Here is a 16,550-nt window from a genome sequence, read left to right on the forward strand (position 1 = left end):
GACGCGGAGGGGCCGCCCTCGGGCACGGAGAGGCCTCCCTCGAGCACGGAAGACCGCCCTCGGGCACGGAGGCGCCACCCTCGCGCGCGGAGGAGCCGCCGTCGGGCGAGAAGCACCGCTCCCGGGTGCCGACATACTGCCCATCGGTCGGTCTTGACCATTCTTGGTGGCCTTCGACGGCGTATCGCCGCTTTCCCGGCTTTCGCGCGCCTTACGATCCGCCCGATGAGACCTCTCACCGTCGGCTGGCTCGCCACCCGCGCCCTGATGCTGTGGCTGCTCGCGCACAACCACCTCGGCCCGCTCGGCGAGGGCGGGGTCGCGCGCGAGGTGCACCAGCTGTACGCCCGCTGGTACGGCGTCCTCGCGACCGGCACGTACCCGTCGGGGGACCGGCTGTGGCAGTACCCGCCGGGCGCGGGCCCGGTGCTCCTCTCCCCCGGGCTGCTGCCGGGGCTGACGTACTTCCAGGCGTTCGTGGCCCTGACCCTCGTGGCGGACCTGGTCGTCACCGTGGCCCTCCTGCGCGCGGGACTTCGCCCCGGGCGCAGTCTGCGCGGCGCGGCCCTGTGGACGGCGGCCCTGCCGCTGCTGATGTTCCTGCCCCTGGTGCGCTACGACGTGCAGGCCACCGCCTTCGCCGTCGTCGCCCTGCTCGCCCTGTCCCGCTCCACGCGCGCGTGCGGGGCGCTGGCGGCGGCGGGCGCACTGGTGAAGGTGTGGCCGGCGCTGACGCTGATCGGCATGCCGGGGGGTCGTACGACGCGGGAGGCGTGGACGGCGGCGGTCGTCACGGCGGGGGTGCTGCTGGGGGTGCTGGCCGCGCTGTTCAGGGATCCGTTCGACTTCCTGCGGCAGCAGGGCGGACGGGGCGTGCAGATCGAGTCGCTGGGCGGCACGGCCCTGGGGCTCGCACGCCGGGCGGGCTGGCCGGGGACCGTGCGCCATCGCTACGGCTCGCTGGAGTTCGTAGGGCCGTACGTGCCGTCGGTGGCCGCGGCACTGCTGGGGCTCACGGTGCTGGCGCTCGGCGCGCTGCTGCTGTGGCGGACGCGGGCCCGCCGCTGGTCGCCGGCGACGCCGTACGACGCCGCCCTGGCCGCCGTGCTGCTGTTCACGGTGACCAGCCGGGTCATCAGCCCCCAGTACCTGGTGTGGCTGCTCGGCCTGGCCGCCGTGTGCCTGACCTCGCGGCACACCACCCAGCGGCCGGTGGCGGTCCTGCTCGTGGCGGCGACGGCCCTCACCACCGTGGTCTATCCGGTGCTCTACGACGACGTGGTCGCCTCCACCTGGCGGGGCTGTCTGCTGATGGTGGCGCGCAACGGGCTGCTGGCGATCGCGGCGGGCCTGTCGTTCGTCCGGCTTTGGCGGGGTACCACCGGGAATCCCCACCCGGTCGTCACGAACGGCACCGACGATCCGACGGAATCCCACACGTCCGAACGGAACCCCGACTCCACGCGAACCATCTTCCCCACGGGGCCGCGAAGTCCCCATTAAGGGAAGATTGCACACAAACCTCTATAGGTTCGGGGCAACGATGCTTCTTCAGCAGGCGCAGGTCACCGTCGTCGTCATCGGGTACGACGACGCCGCTCATGTGGCGGACGCGGTGCGCTCGGCGCTCGCCCAGGGACCGGCCGTGCACGAGGTGATCGCGGTCGACGACTGCTCGACGGACGGCAGCGGCGACCTGCTGGAGGAACTGGCCGCCGCCGAACCCCGCCTGAGGGTCGTCCGGCGCGGCACCAACAGCGGCGGCTGCGGCACCCCGCGCAACGACGGCCTGGACGCCGCGACCGCCCCGTACGTGATGTTCCTGGACAGTGACGACGTGCTGCCGCCGGGTGCCGTGACCGCGCTGCTGGACGCGGCCATGGAGGACGACGCGCCGGTGGCGGCCGGACTGTGCGTCCGCAGGGAGCTGCCCTCGGGGCGCGAGACGCCCTGGCAGCCCGAGGTATACGCCCGGCGCGCGCTGGTCACCCATCCGGCCCGACGCGAGCGCCTCGTCCACGACACGCTCTGCGTCAACAAGCTGTACCGGACCACCTTCCTGCGCGACCACGGCATCCGCTTCCCCGAGGGACGCTTCCGGTACGAGGACTTCGTGTTCGTCGCGCGCGTGCTGGCCGCCGGGCCGCGCGTCGCCCTCGTCCCCGACCCCGTGTACGTGTGGCAGGTCCGCCGTTCGGCGGCCCGGCTCTCGCTCTCCCTCGACCGCGCCGACATCGCCAACTGGCGGGCCCGCATCCAGGCCGACCGGCTGTCGTACGACATCTTCCTCGGCGCCGGCGAGAAGCGCCTCGCGCGGGCCACCCGGACCCGCTTCCTCGACCACTCGCTGCGCATGTACGCGCGCGAGCTGGACCTGCGCGGCGCGCACTACCGGCGCGAATGGTGGGACCTCACCCGCGCGTACCTGAGCTGCTTCGACGAGGGCGACTTCACGCCGGCGCCCGCGCCCGGCCGCGTCGTCGCCCGGGTGATCCTCGCCGCCGAGGAACCGCGTGACCTGGGCCGCCTCAAGGAGATGGCGGCCCGACCGGCGCGGCTCAACCCGCCGTACGCGCGCGCGGACGACGGCACGCCCGTCTGGTCGGCGGACCTGCCCCAGGTGGAGCTGGAGCACCTCCTCGTACGCCCCGTGCACCTGCTGCCGGCCGCCGTCGACGCGGAACTGCGGCCACGCGCGCGGGGCACCGTCCTCCGGCTGCGCCTGCACGAGCTGTACGGGCGGATGGCGGACGCGGGCCCCGAGACGGTGGAGGTGGAGTTCGTCGAGCGGGACGACGGCCGCGTGGGCCTCGCCCGCACGGTGCCCCTCACAGCCTGCCCCGAGGCCGAGCACTGGGCGGCGGAGGTCCCGCTGGACCTGGCGGCGCTGGGCAGCGGCACCTGGGACCTGCGGCTGAGTCTGCTGTTCCAGGACGGCAGCCGGCGCGAGACCACCGCCCACGCGGTCGCGGGCGCCGGACTGCTGCGCCGTCGCGCGCTCCCGAGCACCCGGCACGGAGTGCTCCTGGTGCAGCCGTACGCGACCCACGCGGGGGCGCTCGCGCTGCGGCTCGCACCCGGTTGGCGCGGATTCACCGAGGTGGTGCGCCGTCGCCTCAAGCGCCTGCTTCACTGATGGCCGACCTGGTCACACCCGCGACGTCACCCGACGCGCGCGGCTTCACCCCTGGCAGGACCCCGCGGGTCCATCGACGAGAGGACAGTCGTCCATGACCTGGCTGATCACCGGTGGCGCCGGATACATCGGAGCCCATGTGGTGCGCGCGATGCTCGACGCGGGCGAGGAGGCCGTCGTCTACGACGACCTGTCCACGGGGATCGCCGAACGGGTGCCGGAGGGTGTGCCGTTGGAGGTCGGCTCGACCCTGGACGGGGAGCGTCTGGCGCGGGTGATCCGCGGTCACGGCGTCACCGGCGTCGTGCACCTCGCGGCGAAGAAGCAGGTGGGCGAGTCCGTCGAACGGCCCCTGCACTACTACCGGGAGAACGTCGAGGGCCTGCGCACCCTGCTCGGCGCGGTCACGGACGCCGGTGTCCGGTCGTTCGTGTTCTCGTCCTCGGCGGCCGTGTACGGCATGCCCGACGTGGACCTGGTCACGGAGGACACGCCCTGCGCGCCCATGAGCCCGTACGGCGAGACGAAGCTGGTCGGGGAGTGGCTGGTGCGGGCCACGGGCCGGGCGACGGGCCTGTCCACGGCGTCGCTGCGCTACTTCAACGTCGCCGGGGCGGCGGCGCCCGCCCTGGCCGACACGGGCGTGTTCAACCTCGTCCCCATGGTGTTCGAGAAGCTCACCGAGGGGGCCGCGCCGCGGATCTTCGGCGCCGACTACCCCACCCCCGACGGCACCTGCGTCCGCGACTACATCCACGTCGTCGACCTGGCCGAGGCGCATGTGGCCACCGCCCGGCGGCTGCGGGAGGCCCCCGGCACCGACCTCACCCTCAACATCGGCCGCGGCGAGGGCGTCTCGGTACGGGAGATGATCGACCGGATCACCGCCCACACCGGCCACACCCTGTCCCCGGTCGTCGTGGACCGGCGTCCGGGCGACCCTGCCCGCGTCGTCGCCTCGGCGGACCGCATCGCCAGCGAACTGGGCTGGAAGGCCCGCCACGGAGTCGACGAGATGATCGCCTCCGCGTGGGAGGGGTGGGGGCACCACCACCCTGCCCGGTGAGGGAGGCGCCACCGCCACCGCCCCGTGCCCGTGCCAGTGCCCCTGGCCGCAGCCTTGCCCGTGCCCGTGAGGCACTCACCACATTGGCGTTGCGCTCGTAACCGCCCCTTTGGTACCAACGATTGACGTGCGCGCCCGTGCGACGGCCGTGAAGTCCCGCTCTCCGGTGGGAACCGAACGATGCCGGTTGCGCGTGTGTACTGAGGGAAGCGAACGTTACGGGGGTAACGACGATGCCGGCTTGGGACATCGATCCGGTCAACGTGCAGAGCACGCTGAACTCGACCGGTGAGGCGGCGGGCGGTCTGGAGAAGGCCGCCAACTCACTGGTGACGAACATGGCGAGCGCGGCCGAGTCGGCCGGAACGGCCGTGCCCGGGGGGCAGTTCAGCGGCCCCATGATCGGACCGGTCGCCGCCGGCACCCCGCGTGTGCCGGTCGGCCCGGTCGCGGCGGCGCTGAGCAAGTACCTGGAGGAACGGCAGAACAAGCTGGCGTTCATGGCGCAGCGGACCATCGACTCCGTGCAGGGCGCCGCCAAGGCCACCAACGCCTACGTCACCGGTGACCTGGACATGGCCGCCCAGCACCAGGCCAACGCGCTCAAGGCGACGGTGGTGCCCCCGCCGCCCGGCGTCGGCGGCGACGGCGGGCAGGGGCCGAAGTGAGCGACGACATCCCCGTCATCCCGGAGGAAGTCCCCGAGTTCACCGGCAACCTGGAGCTGCTGGACCAGCACATCAGCGGCATCCGGTCGGCCGGGACCTCGCTGAAGGACTCGGGCTCGGCGATCGACACCCGCTTCGGCGGCCTGTCGGCGTACTACAAGGCGCCGGAGGCGGACCAGCTGTTCGCGACGACGGCGCCGGTCGCGGCGAAGGGCGAGGAGTTCTCCACCGAGCTGGGGACCGTGGCCTCCGCCCTCGACGACTACGCGGCGGCGGTCGGGCCCCTCAAGCAGAAGTTCGAGCAGCTCCGCCGGGACGCCATCGCCTTCCGCGCGAAGATCGCGGACGATGACGAGTGGCGTGCCGACGGCGACCTCGTCGAGGAGAACAACAACCGCCGTTCGGACATCAACGCCGCCTACGCCGCGTTCCAGGCGGCCGAGCGCGACTGCTACAACAAGATCGTCGCGCTGGTGGGCGGGGAGCCGCTGGTCGTCAACGACGGCTCGAACAAAGAGAACATGTACGGCTACCGGGGCGAGGACCTCGACCACGCCGGCGGTCTGCCCTGGGGCGACCCGGTGGAGGAGTCCAACCCCTGGTACTACATCCACGAACACGTCTGGGACTTCGCCGTCGGCTTCGTCGTGGACGGCGTCTGGGGCACCATCAAGGGCCTGGGCACCCTCGTCGGCTTCAACGGCTGGGACGCGGCCGGCCAGGCATGGACCGGCCTGGGCAAGCTCCTGACCGGCATCGCGATCACCGCGACACCGCTGGGCGCCGCGTACTGGCTCACGCCGGCCGACAAGCTGCCCTCCTGGCTGCGCGACTCCCGCACGGCGGTCGTGGAGACCGGCAAGGCGCTGATCGCCTACGACGAGTGGGGCAAGAACCCCTCGCGCGCGGCCGGAGCGGTCACCTTCAACGTCGTCACCACCATCTTCACCGGCGGAGCCGGCGGCGCCGTCTCCGGCGCCGGCAAGGCGGGCGCCATCGCCAAGGCGATCTCCTTCGCCGGCAAGGCCGGCAGGATCGTCGACCCGATGACGTACATCACCAAGGGCGTCGGCGCGACCGCGGTGAAGATCAGCGACGTCATGGCCAGCCTGCGCGGCATCACCGACGGCACCCACATCCGCCTCGGCGAGGGCACCTACCGCATCGCCGACACCCCGAACCTGACGGACGAGCTCCCCGCGGGCCTGACCCCCGAGAACAGCGTCCGCATGGAAACCCCCAAGGGCGAGGTCGTCTACCTCGACACCAAGACCCTGGTCATGCACAACGCCGACGGCACCGTGCGCGAATCCCTGGACGGCATCAAGCACGAGGGGACGGCGGCGGAGCGGGGCGCCGACGTCCGCGGGCCACAGCCCGAACTGGTGGGGGCCGGGGCGAAGACGGGTGACGGCACGGCGAGCGTGGGCCGGGGCGGGGACGTCCTCGGCGGCTCCGGGCGGGCCGGGAACGACGGTCTGCCGGGCGGTCGCGCGGATCACCTTCCGGGCGGCCGAGCCGACGACCTGGGACGCGGCCCGTCCGGGAGCCACGAGACGCCGGGCGGCGGCCACGCGGAGACCCCGCGCGGCGGCCACGGCGACGGACCCGGCGGCGGTGGCCACGGCGACGGCCCCGGTGGAGGCGACGGCCCCGGCGGTGGAGGCGACGGTCCCGGTGGAGGCGACGGTCCCGGCGGTGGCGACGGTCCCGGCGGTGGCGACGGTCCCGGCGGTGGCGACGGTCCCGGCGGTGGCGACGGTCCCGGCGGTGGGGACGGTCCCGGCCGCCCCGACTTCAGCGAGGGCGACGCGACGCCCTCCCCGCGCACCGGCAGCATGACACCGGACCAGGAAGCCGCGGTCGTGGACCAGCTCGGCAAGGCGAAGATGCAGGCGCACGACCAGCAGCGTCTGCTCGTCCAGCTGCGCAAGAGCGACTACGGCTCGGGGATCGCCGAACACATCGCCCGCGGCAACCTCGCGGACCTTCCCGGATACGGCGACCTGCTCGCCCAGTGCAAGCAGGGCGACATGACCCCCGCCGTCTACATGGCCATGGAGCACACGACGGAGCTGCAGGCACGCGGGCACAAGAACCTGGCGCTGGAGCTGAAGGACCCGGACGCCAAGCTGGACCTGGACGTTCTGATCAAGTCCGGGGACCAGATCGAGTACGGCGTCCAGCTCAAGGACGTGCAGTCGGTGTCCGGCATCAACTCCGCGGCCAAGAAGATCGCCGCCAAGCAGCTCGCCGGGCCCATCGCGGGCCAGAAGGTGGCGATCCTCGACATCCACGATCTGAAGGCCAACGTCACGGATGACATCCTGAGGCGCGTCGAGGGGCACGCGAGGCGCAGCAACGCCACCTTCGAGTTGCGGTTCGAGGACGGCTCCATCACCCTCCCCGCCAACGGTCCGGTCTACCCGTAAGGAACACTCATGTCGTCTCTGCTGCGCGCTCCGCGGGAGTGCGCGTCCTGGAGCTGGGAGCTCGATGACTACGCGCCTCCCGGCCTGGAATCGGCGCTGTCGGTGGCGGCCCGGATGTCCGGTGTCCTGCGCGAGCACGGTCTGCTGGTCCCGGGCGCCCTCGAATGGCACTGGTACGTGGACGGCGTCGGAGGCATCGGGGTCACCACGCGGCTGTCGCTCCAGGGTCCGCTCGACGACCCCGCCCTGCCCGGGTGCCTCCTGGCGACCCGTCCCGTCGGTTTCCCCGACGCCCAGGTGGCCGACCTCCTGGTCTCGGGCCACGGCACCTGGCTCGACGCGGTGGGCGAGGAGCGGCGCGAGCACCGCCTGGTCGAGCTGACCGTCTCGCCCGACCCGCTGGGGCTCTCCGCCGACCTGGCCGTCCACCACGACATCTGGGGTCACTTCGACTTCCGCGGCTTCCCGCACCCGGACGTCGAGAAGCACAACGCCCCCCGCCTTGCCGCGGCCCTCCAAGCTCTGGACACGCTGCTGGGTGTGGCGGCGGAGCCCGGTGAGCCGACCTACTTCGGCCGTGCCGAGGGCCACGGCATCAAGACGCCCGACATCATCGACGGCCGCGGCCCGGACCTGACGGACCTGCTGTGACCGGCGCACGGTGACCGGTGGTGCGGTGAGGAACCTCGCGGGTGCCTGGCTCGGCGGGGCGAGCTTCGTCGGGGCCCGCCTCGCCGGCGCGGACCTCTACCGGGCCGACGCCCAGGACGCCGACTTCTCCGGGGCGGACCTGTCGTGCGCGTCGCTCGTACGGACCGTCCTGGACGGAGCCGTGCTGCGGGGCGCGGTTCTCGACGGCGCGGACCTGGTGAAGGCGTCCCTGTGCGACGCGGACGCCACGGGTGCCTCGTTTCGTGGCACCCGCTTCATGGGCGCGTCGCTGCTGGACGTGGACCTGCGCGGCGCCGATCTGTCCTACGCCGTGCTCCGCGAGAACTCCTTCAGGGTGACCTTGGACCACGACACGAAGGTCGAAGGGCTCTCGGGGACGGTCTTCGGCCCGGTCCGCCTGGTCGACGGGCAGGGCAGCGCGGGCCGGGAGGTCGCCGGGGCGGAGCTGGAGGAATGGGTGCGCGACCGGGGCGGGGACATCCGCGTGCTGCCCCTGCCGGGGACACCCACTCGGCCCGGCCCCGCTCGTCGTACGGCGCCCACAGTCACGGGCACCCCGCCGACCGATGCCAATGGGATCCCGCAATGACTCCGGTACCACGAATCGACATCGACGACCCCGAGGTCGACATGGATGACGAGCAACGTCTGCTGTATCGGGGGCGCCCCTTCACCGGAGAAGTCGAAGAGCGCTCCGGCGGTGTAGTCATGAGTCTGGACTCGTACGTCGACGGCTTCCAGGACGGTCCCAGCCGCGAGTGGTACAAGGACGGCACCCTTCGCTCCGAGGCGACGGCACGCATGGGGCGCCCGGTCGGAGTCGCCAGAGAATGGCACCCCGACGGCACACTCGCCGCGGAACAGGTGTTCGCAGAAAACGGCCTGACCATGCTGCAGGACTTCCACTGGGACGAAAACGGGCAGCCCACCAGGAGGTGGCGCCAGGAATCTGAATGACCCCTCCGCGCCAGACCGATCCCAAGGACATGCTGTGCTCACCACCCCTCGACGCGCTGTGGAGGAACTCTCGGCGGCGCTCACCCGGCGCTGACCGCGCGGCTGTGAATATCCGCTTGCCCGGGCTCGCCACTCGGGTCAAGGTCGTCGGCAGCCGGGGAGGCGGAGAGGAAGAACATGCGGACCGACGACATAGACCACGAGCTCATCGAGGCGGCGGCCCACGTCGCCCGCACTCGTTGTCAGGGCGACAACCACACCATGGCCGCGGCGGCCCGCGCCCGGGACGGGCGGATCGTCACCGCGGTGAACGCCTACCACTTCACGGGCGGCCCCTGCGCCGAGCTGGTCCTCATCGGCGCGGCGGCCTCCCAGGGCGCCTACGAGCTGGACACGATCGTCGCCGTCGGGGACCGGGACCGTGGGGTCGTGCCCCCGTGCGGCCGGTGCCGTCAGGTTCTGCTCGACTACTTCCCCACCCTCAAGGTCATCGTCGGCCGAGCCGACCGCCTCCGCGCCGTCCCCGTCACCGCCCTGCTCCCGGAGAGCTACATCTGGGCCGACCACCAGCTCGACACCGACTAGCCGGCTTCCCCCGGCCTTCAGGGCAACGAGGATCGCCGGGCCGCGCACCTGAGGAACGGCCACCAAGGCCAGGGCCCCAAGGGGCGCGGGGAACTGCGCGACCAGCCCCACACGGCCGCGGAGACCCACACGGCTGAGCCACCCTCCCTCCGAGCCGCTCGGCCCCCAGCCCCCGGTAACCCCTACAACGCCCGCAACGCCGCCGCAGTGGCTCTCGTCAGCCCCTCCAGATACCCCTTCGGCAGCTTCGGCGTGCGCACCACCACCGACCGCCAGTACAGCGGGCCGGAGATCAGATCCAGCGCCAGGTTCTCGTCGACGCCCTCGCGCACCTCGCCCCGCGCGACCGCCGCCGCGACGATGCCCGTGGCGACGCTCTGCTGCCCCTCGCTCAGCGCCTTCTGCATGGCCTCGGCGATGTCGGGGTTGCGGGCGGCCTCGGCCTGAAGGTCGGGGATGATCTGGCCGGCCACGGGGTGCCGCAGGGCGCGCGACGTGACCTCGTAGAGCAGCCGGAGGTCGCCTTCCAGGGAACCCGTGTCCGGCGTCGGCAGCCCCTGGACCGCCACGGCCGACACGAGGTCGAGCACGAGGTGCAGCTTGGAGCGCCAGCGGCGGTACACCGCCGTCTTGCCGACGCCCGCGCGCCGCGCGATCCCCTCGATGGACATCCGGGCGTAGCCGACGGCCGCCAGCTCCTCGAACACCGCCGCCCTGATCGCCTCGGTCACGTCCTCACGGAGCACGGCCGCCCCGGCGGGCGCCCGGCGGCGCGGCCGGGGCGGCGGCTGGGCCCCGGATGGGTCGGCGTTCGTCGTCATGCCGACCAGCATAGGGGCGTCACGACGAAACGGTTGCGTTCCGACGTCCGATCGGCTTACGCTCACGTAACGACGATACGGTCCCGTCCCGACGTAAGGGTCGGGCAAGAGAATCACCGAGAAAAGTAAGAGCGGCACCCGCCCCGTCGCCCCGCCCCGCCCCGTCGCCCGCCCCCACCTAGCGAAAGCAGCGGATGTGAGCCAGGTCCTCGACACACCGCCCCCGGCCGATACCGGCACCCCGGCCGACACCGGCACCCCGGCCACCACCGGCGTCCCGACCGCCGCCGGCGCCCCGGCCCCCGCCGAGACCCCGACCGAGACCCCCGCGCAGCTCGCCGCGCGCCACGGCCTCACCGTCAGCGGGGCCCGTCCCTCCCTGGGCGCGTACGTACGGCAGCTGTGGGCGCGGCGGCACTTCATCACGGCCTTCGCCACGGCGAAGCTCACCGCGCAGTACAGCCAGGCGAAGCTCGGCCAGATCTGGCAGATCGCCAACCCGCTGCTCAACGCGGCCGTGTACTACTTCATCTTCGGCGTCCTGATGGGCACGAAGCACGGCGTCCCGGACTACGTGCCGTTCCTTGTGACCGGCGTGTTCGTGTGGACGTTCACCCAGAGCTCGATCATGGCCGGCACCCGGGCGATATCCGGCAGTCTCGGCCTGGTCCGCGCCCTGCACTTCCCCCGGGCCTCGCTGCCCGTGTCGTACTGCCTCCAGCAGCTCCAGCAACTGCTGTTCTCCATGGCCGCGTTGGCCGTGATCCTGCTGGCCTTCGGCGTTCCGGTCACCCTGTCCTGGCTGCTGATCGTGCCCGCTCTGGCCCTGCAGTTCGTGTTCAACGCCGGTGTCGCGATGGCCATGGCCCGCATCGGCGCCAAGACCCCCGACATCTCCCAGCTGATGCCGTTCGTGCTGCGCACGTGGATGTACGCGTCGGGCGTGATGTTCAGCATCGACAGGATCCTCGCCGACCGCGACCTGCCGTACGCCGTGCACCTGCTGCTGGAGTACAACCCGGCCGCGCTCTACATCGACCTCATGCGGTTCGCGCTCATCGACAGCTTCGAGGGCGGCCAACTCCCCCACCACGTCTGGGCGGTCGCCGCGGGCTGGGCGCTCGTCGCGGGCGTCGGCGGATTCATCTACTTCTGGAAGGCTGAGGAGACCTACGGCCGTGGCTGACACCAACACCCTCCCGGGCACACGGCGGGACACGCCGGGCGCCACCGACGCGCCTGCCCCCACCTCCGGGCACGAGCACGCCCCCGCCGTCGTGGACGAGCCCGTCCCCACCGTCGTCGTCGACGGCGTCGACATCGTCTACCGGGTCAACGGCACGGGGGCCGGGCGCGGCAGCGCCACGGCCGCGCTGAACCGCATGCTCCGGCGGAAGAAGAGCGAGAAGGCGGCCGGTGTGCGCAAGGTGCACGCCGTGCGGAACGTGTCCTTCACCGCGTACCGGGGCGAGGCCATCGGGCTCATCGGCACCAACGGGTCCGGGAAGTCGACGCTACTCAAGGCGGTGGCGGGGCTGCTGCCGGTGGAGAACGGCCGGATCTACACCGACGGCCAGCCCTCCCTGCTCGGGGTGAACGCCGCACTGATGAACGACCTCACCGGCGAGCGCAACGTGTACCTCGGCGGGCTCGCGATGGGGATGTCCCGTGAGCAGGTCCGTGAGCGGTACCAGGAGATCGTCGACTTCTCCGGCATCAACGAGAAGGGCGACTTCATCACGCTGCCGATGCGGACGTATTCCTCCGGCATGGCGGCGCGGCTCCGGTTCTCCATCGCCGCGGCCAAGGACCACGACGTGCTGCTGATCGACGAGGCGCTGGCGACGGGCGACCGGTCGTTCCAGAAGCGGTCCGAGGCGCGCATCCGTGAGCTGCGCAAGCACGCCGGGACCGTTTTCCTGGTCAGCCACAACAACAAGTCGATCCGGGACACCTGCGACCGGGTGCTGTGGCTGGAGCGCGGCGAGCTGCGGATGGACGGGCCGACGGACGAGGTGCTGAAGGAGTACGAGAAGTTCACCGGCGGCAAGAAGTAACCGCCTGACCACCGCCCCTTCCGGCCCGGCCCTCAACAGCGCGGGCCCCAACAGCCCGGCCTCCTCCGGTCCGCCCGCCGTCACCTCTCCAGGAACGCGAAGAGATTCTCCCACCTGTCCACGATCTCGGCCGTCCCGTAACGCCGTACGTTCTCCCTCGCCCGGTCGCCCATACGGTCCCGCAGCGCCTTGTCCGACATCAGCAGGTCCAGCTTGCGGGCCAGTTCGGCGGTGTTGCCGGGCCGGGCCAGCAGGCCGTCCTCGCCGTCGGCGACGATCTCGTGGACGCCGGGCGCGCAGTCGAACGCGGCGCACGGCACGGCCATCGCCATCGCTTCCATGAGGGCGAGCGGGAAGCCCTCGCCCCGCGAGGAGAGCGCGAAGACGGATGCCTCCCTCAGGGCGGCCGGGACGTCGGCGGTACGGCCCATCCAGGCCACCGAGTCGTCGAGGCCGAGTGCCGTGCACTGCTTGCGCAGGAGCTCCTCGTCCTCGCCGGACCCATAGATCCGCAGGGTCCAGTCGGGGTGGGCCGGGGCGACCTCCGCCCAGGTGTCGAGGAGCATGTCGACACCCTTCTCGTCGCTCAGCCGGCCGATGCTGACGACGGCCTTCCCGGTGCGCGGCGAGGGCACGTCGGGCAGCCAGGGCACGGCGTTCGGCATGAACGAGGCGTTGTTCATGCCCTCGCCGATCCACAGGTCGGCGTCCTCACGGGTGAGGACGAGCATGCGGTCGACGTCCGCGTAGTACTTCAGGACGCGGCGGAAGCGGGAGCTGGCCTTCGCGGTCTCGTACGACTCGTGGCTCATGCCGATGACGGTCAGTCCGCGGGTGTCGGCGAGCCGCACCCACTCCATCGCCCACACCTGGGTGACGACGACGACCGCTCCCGGGCGGGCAGCGCCGAAGATCCGGGTCAGCCGGGCGGCCCGCTCCCGCATGCTCGCGTCCCGCGCCCGGCCGGGGGCGGGCGGCTGGCCGTCGTACAGCCTGGTCGTGGGGTAGGGGAGGTCTCCGAGGTCGTGCGGGTCCTCCGGTGTGGCGACGCCGATGACGTGGACGCGGTGGCCCCGCTCGGTGAACAGCCGGGCCATCTGGTGGGTCCAGCTGGTCACCCCGCCCAGTTCGTCGACGCTGTTGGCGACGAGGAAGATGTCCCGCCGCCCGTCCCGCTGCCCGGTCACTTGCGCCTCCAGTCGGAGAAGAACTCGTCGACGATCCGCCGCGCGGCCGTGCCCTTGTCGTACTCGCCGAAGGCGGCCGTGAACCGCTCCCTCGCGGCCGCGTACTTCACCGACTGCTCCTCCAGCGAGGAGCCCGCGAGGACGGCGTGCAGCTCGTCCTCCGTGCGGACCACCGGCCCGGGTGCCCGTTCCATCAGGTCGAAGTAGGTGCCGCGGCCCTCGTGCACGTACGCGTCGTAGTCGTACGTGAAGAACAGCATCGGACGGTCCAGGAGCGCGTAGTCGAACATCACCGACGAGTAGTCCGTGATCAGCGCGTCCGCGAGGGTGAGCAGGGGCGTCACGTCGTGGTGGCCGGACACGTCGACGACGCGGCCCCGTACGGAGGGCGGGAGCACGACGTGGTTGAGGTAGTGGGCGCGGACGAGGAGGACGTACTCGTCGCCGAAGGTCTCCGCGAAGCGCTCCACGTCGAACGGCAGCGCGAACCGCTTCTGCCCCGACTGGCGGAACGTCGGCGCGTACAGCAGGACCTTCTTGTCGGCGGGGATGCCCAACTCGGCTGCCAGGGGCGGGCGTTCGGTGGCGCCCCGGGCCTGGACGAGGACGTCGTTGCGGGGGTAGCCCACCCGTAGCAGAGCCTTCTCGCGGAGGCGGAACGCCTTGGCGAGGGTGCGCACGTCGTGCTCGGAGCGGATGAGGAAGCGGTCGAAGCGGTCCAGGGTGCGCTGCTGCTCCGCCTGCGCGGCACGGGACTTGAGCTTCCAGCTCGGCTCGTCGAAGCCCATGCGCTTGAGGGCGGAGCCGTGCCAGGTCTGGAGGTACGTCGTGCCGGGCCGCTTGGTCAGCTTCAGCGGGTAGCTCTGGTTGTCGATCCAGAACTCGGCGCGGGCCAGCGCCCTGAGGTAGGGCAGGGACCAGCGGCGTACGAGGGTCGCGTCGGAGGGGAAGCCGTCCGGGCGTCCCGCGTACGACCACACCGCCTCGAAGTCGAGGCCCTGGCGGCGCATCTCCTCGTAGATCGCCCGGGGGCTGTCGCTGTACTGCCGGCCGAGGTGGCTCTCGAAGACGACCAGGCGCCGGCGCCGCGGCAGCCGCAGGAACGCCTCGTGATAAAGGCGGATTTTGGTGTCCCCGGAGGTGGCCTTCTTGCGCAGTGACTTGGCCTTGCGGTAGCCGGTCTTGGCCAGTCGCCCGGGGGTGCCGCGCAGGCCGCGGACGACGAGGTCGTTGGTCTTCTTGTCCGGGACCAGCCGGAAGGCGAGGTGGCCGCGGGCGGAGATGTGCGGCTCGACCCGGTCGGCGACCAGCCGGGTCAGGCGGGGGCGGACCGGCAGTTGCCCGCTCGCGAGGCCCGGTTCCGCGGCGGTGAGCCGCGTCGACGTCCGCTCGCCGTCGACACCGAGATGGAGGCGGACGTCCCACACGGCGTCCACGATGCCGAGCGGCCGCAGGACCTTCTCGATGTCGGCGGTGGCCTCCCACGACACGTACGGGCCCTCGTGCCGTACGGCGGCCACCGGCACCCGGAAGGTCCGGAAGCGGACGCCGGGGCGGCGGGCGTAGAACTCCAGCTCGGCGGTGAGCCGGGCGCCGGGCGGGATGACCCCGAGGGGGTTGGTGACACGGCCGGCGAGCCGGACGACTCCGCCGCGCCCCGGCCGGGAGTACTCGGTCAGCTCGTTGCGCAGGAACATCTTCCCGACCGGCCGTGCGTGGTAGCCGAGTTCGGTGACGTCCAGGATCCGCCGCGCGAAGGTGTCCTCCTCGATGTGCTCGGCACACCAGTAGATCCGCCCGTCGCGCTCGGCCATCGGGGCGGACACCTTGTCGCGGTTGGTGAGGGTGTCCACGGCGGGCAGCAGGTTGTCCCAGTCGCGCTCGCGCAGCAGATAGGCGCAGATCGCGTGGATGGGCTCGACCTCGTCGTACGCGGCCGGGTCGATCGACACCAGATAGGCGTTGGCCAGCGCGGCGAACTCCTGGCGGTAGGCGGCGTCCCGGAACGGCAGATCGCGCAGGTGCAGCACCAGGTCGTGCTTGAGGAACTTGACGTCCTTGGCGAACTTCAGCTCCGGCAGCCCCCGGTCGGCGAGGAGCCGGTCGACCCTGCGGTGGATCTCCATGCGGTGCGCGAAATTGGCGATCTCGGCCCGCCGGTTGCTGATCGACTCGGCGCCGGGCCGCTCGACGACGTTCCAGTCGTAGACCCGGTTGGGGATGAGCGTGATCCGGCGGGCGGCCGCGTACACCTGGGCGGAGAAGAACAGGTCCTCGTAGTGGATGCCGACGGGGAACTCCAGGCCGCCCCCGACCAGGAAGTCACGCCGGTAGCACTTGTTGGTCGACAGGGTGTCGTACACCAGCAGGTCGGGCAGCTCGGAGACGGAGTCGAGCGTCCGTGTGCGGGAGTACAGCCACGGATACCACTTGACCTCCTTCTTCGTACGGGTGTCCACGTGCACGCGGACGCACAGCCCGGAGACGAGGTCGGCGCCGGTCGTCTCGGCCGCCTCCAGCATGTTCCGGCAGGCGTTGCGCTCCAGGACGTCGTCGCTGTCGAGGAACATGACGTACGCGCCGCGGGCCCGCCGGATGCCCTCGTTGCGGGGCGCGCCGCAGCCGCCGCTGTTCTCCGGGAGCCGGTACGCCCGTACGCGGTCGGGGTGGCGGGCGGCGAGCCGGGCGGCCACCTCGTACGAACCGTCCGAGCTGTGGTCGTCGACGATCACGACCTCGACGCCGCGCAGCGTCTGCTCCAGGACCGACCGGACGGCCGTGGGCAGCCTGGCCTCGTCGTTGTAGACGATGACGACGACGGACACGGCCGGCCCGGCGGGTACGGCAGGCCCGGCTGTCGCTGATTGCGGCTGCTGCTCCACGTTCACCCCAAACATCATGCTTTGTTCCCTCTATAAGGCATCGCGCCGTTGAGGGCCACTCAGGTAGAGGCCATGGGAGGTACCCGG

Annotated in this window: 14 protein-coding genes; 11 read left to right on the forward strand and 3 right to left on the reverse strand. The window is 71.8% G+C overall.

The features are described 5' to 3' along the window. Nucleotides 1-225 precede the first annotated feature (225 nt). From ACZ4Z3_RS03705 to ACZ4Z3_RS03745, 9 genes are all read left to right on the forward strand, one after another. Nucleotides 226-1,503, forward strand: coding sequence for a glycosyltransferase 87 family protein (locus ACZ4Z3_RS03705; protein WP_468499473.1), 1,278 nt, complete (start codon nucleotides 226-228; stop codon nucleotides 1,501-1,503). Nucleotides 1,504-1,543: 40 nt separating this feature from the next. Next, nucleotides 1,544-3,136, forward strand: a complete 1,593-nt coding sequence (locus ACZ4Z3_RS03710) for a glycosyltransferase family 2 protein (RefSeq protein ID WP_468499474.1) — start codon at nucleotides 1,544-1,546, stop codon at nucleotides 3,134-3,136. A 94-nt stretch (nucleotides 3,137-3,230) separates the two neighbouring features. After that, a complete protein-coding gene (galE, locus tag ACZ4Z3_RS03715) occupies nucleotides 3,231-4,202 on the forward strand; it encodes a UDP-glucose 4-epimerase GalE (RefSeq protein ID WP_468499475.1) in 972 nt (323 codons plus the stop codon). 233 nt (nucleotides 4,203-4,435) lie between these two features. After that, a complete protein-coding gene (locus ACZ4Z3_RS03720) occupies nucleotides 4,436-4,870 on the forward strand; it encodes a DUF6507 family protein (RefSeq protein ID WP_055516803.1) in 435 nt (144 codons plus the stop codon). After that, the gene (locus ACZ4Z3_RS03725; RefSeq protein WP_468499476.1) at nucleotides 4,867-7,302 is read left to right on the forward strand and encodes a hypothetical protein; all 2,436 of its coding nucleotides are present in this window, start codon (nucleotides 4,867-4,869) and stop codon (nucleotides 7,300-7,302) included. Before ACZ4Z3_RS03720 ends, ACZ4Z3_RS03725 begins: the two co-directional genes overlap by 4 nt. A 9-nt stretch (nucleotides 7,303-7,311) precedes the next feature. Continuing rightward, the gene (locus ACZ4Z3_RS03730) at nucleotides 7,312-7,953 is read left to right on the forward strand and encodes a hypothetical protein (RefSeq protein WP_468499477.1); all 642 of its coding nucleotides are present in this window, start codon (nucleotides 7,312-7,314) and stop codon (nucleotides 7,951-7,953) included. 25 nt (nucleotides 7,954-7,978) lie between these two features. Next, on the forward strand, nucleotides 7,979-8,563 hold the full coding sequence (locus ACZ4Z3_RS03735) for a pentapeptide repeat-containing protein (RefSeq protein ID WP_468499478.1): 585 nt from the start codon (nucleotides 7,979-7,981) through the stop codon (nucleotides 8,561-8,563). Next, nucleotides 8,560-8,931: a toxin-antitoxin system YwqK family antitoxin gene (locus ACZ4Z3_RS03740; protein ID WP_468499479.1), complete on the forward strand. Its 372-nt coding sequence runs from the start codon at nucleotides 8,560-8,562 to the stop codon at nucleotides 8,929-8,931. The genes ACZ4Z3_RS03735 and ACZ4Z3_RS03740 overlap by 4 nt, the downstream gene beginning before the upstream one ends. A 177-nt stretch (nucleotides 8,932-9,108) precedes the next feature. Continuing rightward, nucleotides 9,109-9,516 (forward strand): cytidine/deoxycytidylate deaminase family protein, encoded by a 408-nt coding sequence (locus ACZ4Z3_RS03745; RefSeq protein WP_468499480.1) that lies wholly within the window; start codon nucleotides 9,109-9,111, stop codon nucleotides 9,514-9,516. Between the two features lie 182 nt (nucleotides 9,517-9,698). Here ACZ4Z3_RS03745 and ACZ4Z3_RS03750 read toward each other — a convergent pair whose 3' ends face one another. Beyond that, nucleotides 9,699-10,337: a TetR/AcrR family transcriptional regulator gene (locus tag ACZ4Z3_RS03750; RefSeq protein ID WP_359694884.1), complete on the reverse strand. Its 639-nt coding sequence runs from the start codon at nucleotides 10,335-10,337 to the stop codon at nucleotides 9,699-9,701. A 196-nt stretch (nucleotides 10,338-10,533) separates the two neighbouring features. On the opposite strand from ACZ4Z3_RS03750, the gene ACZ4Z3_RS03755 reads away from it, so the two are divergent. Together ACZ4Z3_RS03755 and ACZ4Z3_RS03760 are read left to right on the forward strand one after the other, a co-directional pair. Beyond that, entirely contained in the window at nucleotides 10,534-11,523 is a 990-nt protein-coding gene (locus ACZ4Z3_RS03755; protein WP_468499481.1) for an ABC transporter permease, read from the forward strand. Then, nucleotides 11,516-12,394 (forward strand): ABC transporter ATP-binding protein, encoded by an 879-nt coding sequence (locus tag ACZ4Z3_RS03760; RefSeq protein ID WP_468499482.1) that lies wholly within the window; start codon nucleotides 11,516-11,518, stop codon nucleotides 12,392-12,394. Before ACZ4Z3_RS03755 ends, ACZ4Z3_RS03760 begins: the two co-directional genes overlap by 8 nt. An 80-nt stretch (nucleotides 12,395-12,474) precedes the next feature. Here the strand turns inward: ACZ4Z3_RS03760 and ACZ4Z3_RS03765 are convergent, their stop codons facing one another. Then, nucleotides 12,475-13,581 carry a glycosyltransferase gene (locus ACZ4Z3_RS03765; RefSeq protein ID WP_468499483.1) on the reverse strand — a complete coding sequence of 369 codons (1,107 nt, stop codon included), beginning with the start codon at nucleotides 13,579-13,581 and terminating at the stop codon, nucleotides 12,475-12,477. Next, complete coding sequence (locus tag ACZ4Z3_RS03770; protein WP_468499484.1) at nucleotides 13,578-16,481, reverse strand: bifunctional glycosyltransferase/CDP-glycerol:glycerophosphate glycerophosphotransferase; 2,904 nt, start codon at nucleotides 16,479-16,481, stop codon at nucleotides 13,578-13,580. Before ACZ4Z3_RS03770 ends, ACZ4Z3_RS03765 begins: the two co-directional genes overlap by 4 nt. Between the last annotated feature and the right edge of the window lie 69 nt (nucleotides 16,482-16,550).

It is taken from the genome of Streptomyces sp. NPDC030296 (assembly GCF_055572815.1).

Bases quoted from the DNA above. Each gene is read 5' to 3' on its own strand.
- ACZ4Z3_RS03745 (WP_468499480.1), top strand. From the start codon at position 9,109: ATGCGGACCGACGACATAGACCACGAGCTCATCGAGGCGGCGGCCCAC.
- ACZ4Z3_RS03720 (WP_055516803.1), top strand. From the start codon at position 4,436: ATGCCGGCTTGGGACATCGATCCGGTCAACGTGCAGAGCACGCTGAAC.
- ACZ4Z3_RS03710 (WP_468499474.1), top strand. From the start codon at position 1,544: ATGCTTCTTCAGCAGGCGCAGGTCACCGTCGTCGTCATCGGGTACGAC.
- ACZ4Z3_RS03750 (WP_359694884.1), bottom strand. From the start codon at position 10,337: ATGACGACGAACGCCGACCCATCCGGGGCCCAGCCGCCGCCCCGGCCG.
- ACZ4Z3_RS03740 (WP_468499479.1), top strand. From the start codon at position 8,560: ATGACTCCGGTACCACGAATCGACATCGACGACCCCGAGGTCGACATG.
- ACZ4Z3_RS03705 (WP_468499473.1), top strand. From the start codon at position 226: ATGAGACCTCTCACCGTCGGCTGGCTCGCCACCCGCGCCCTGATGCTG.
- galE (WP_468499475.1), top strand. From the start codon at position 3,231: ATGACCTGGCTGATCACCGGTGGCGCCGGATACATCGGAGCCCATGTG.
- ACZ4Z3_RS03770 (WP_468499484.1), bottom strand. From the start codon at position 16,481: ATGATGTTTGGGGTGAACGTGGAGCAGCAGCCGCAATCAGCGACAGCC.
- ACZ4Z3_RS03730 (WP_468499477.1), top strand. From the start codon at position 7,312: ATGTCGTCTCTGCTGCGCGCTCCGCGGGAGTGCGCGTCCTGGAGCTGG.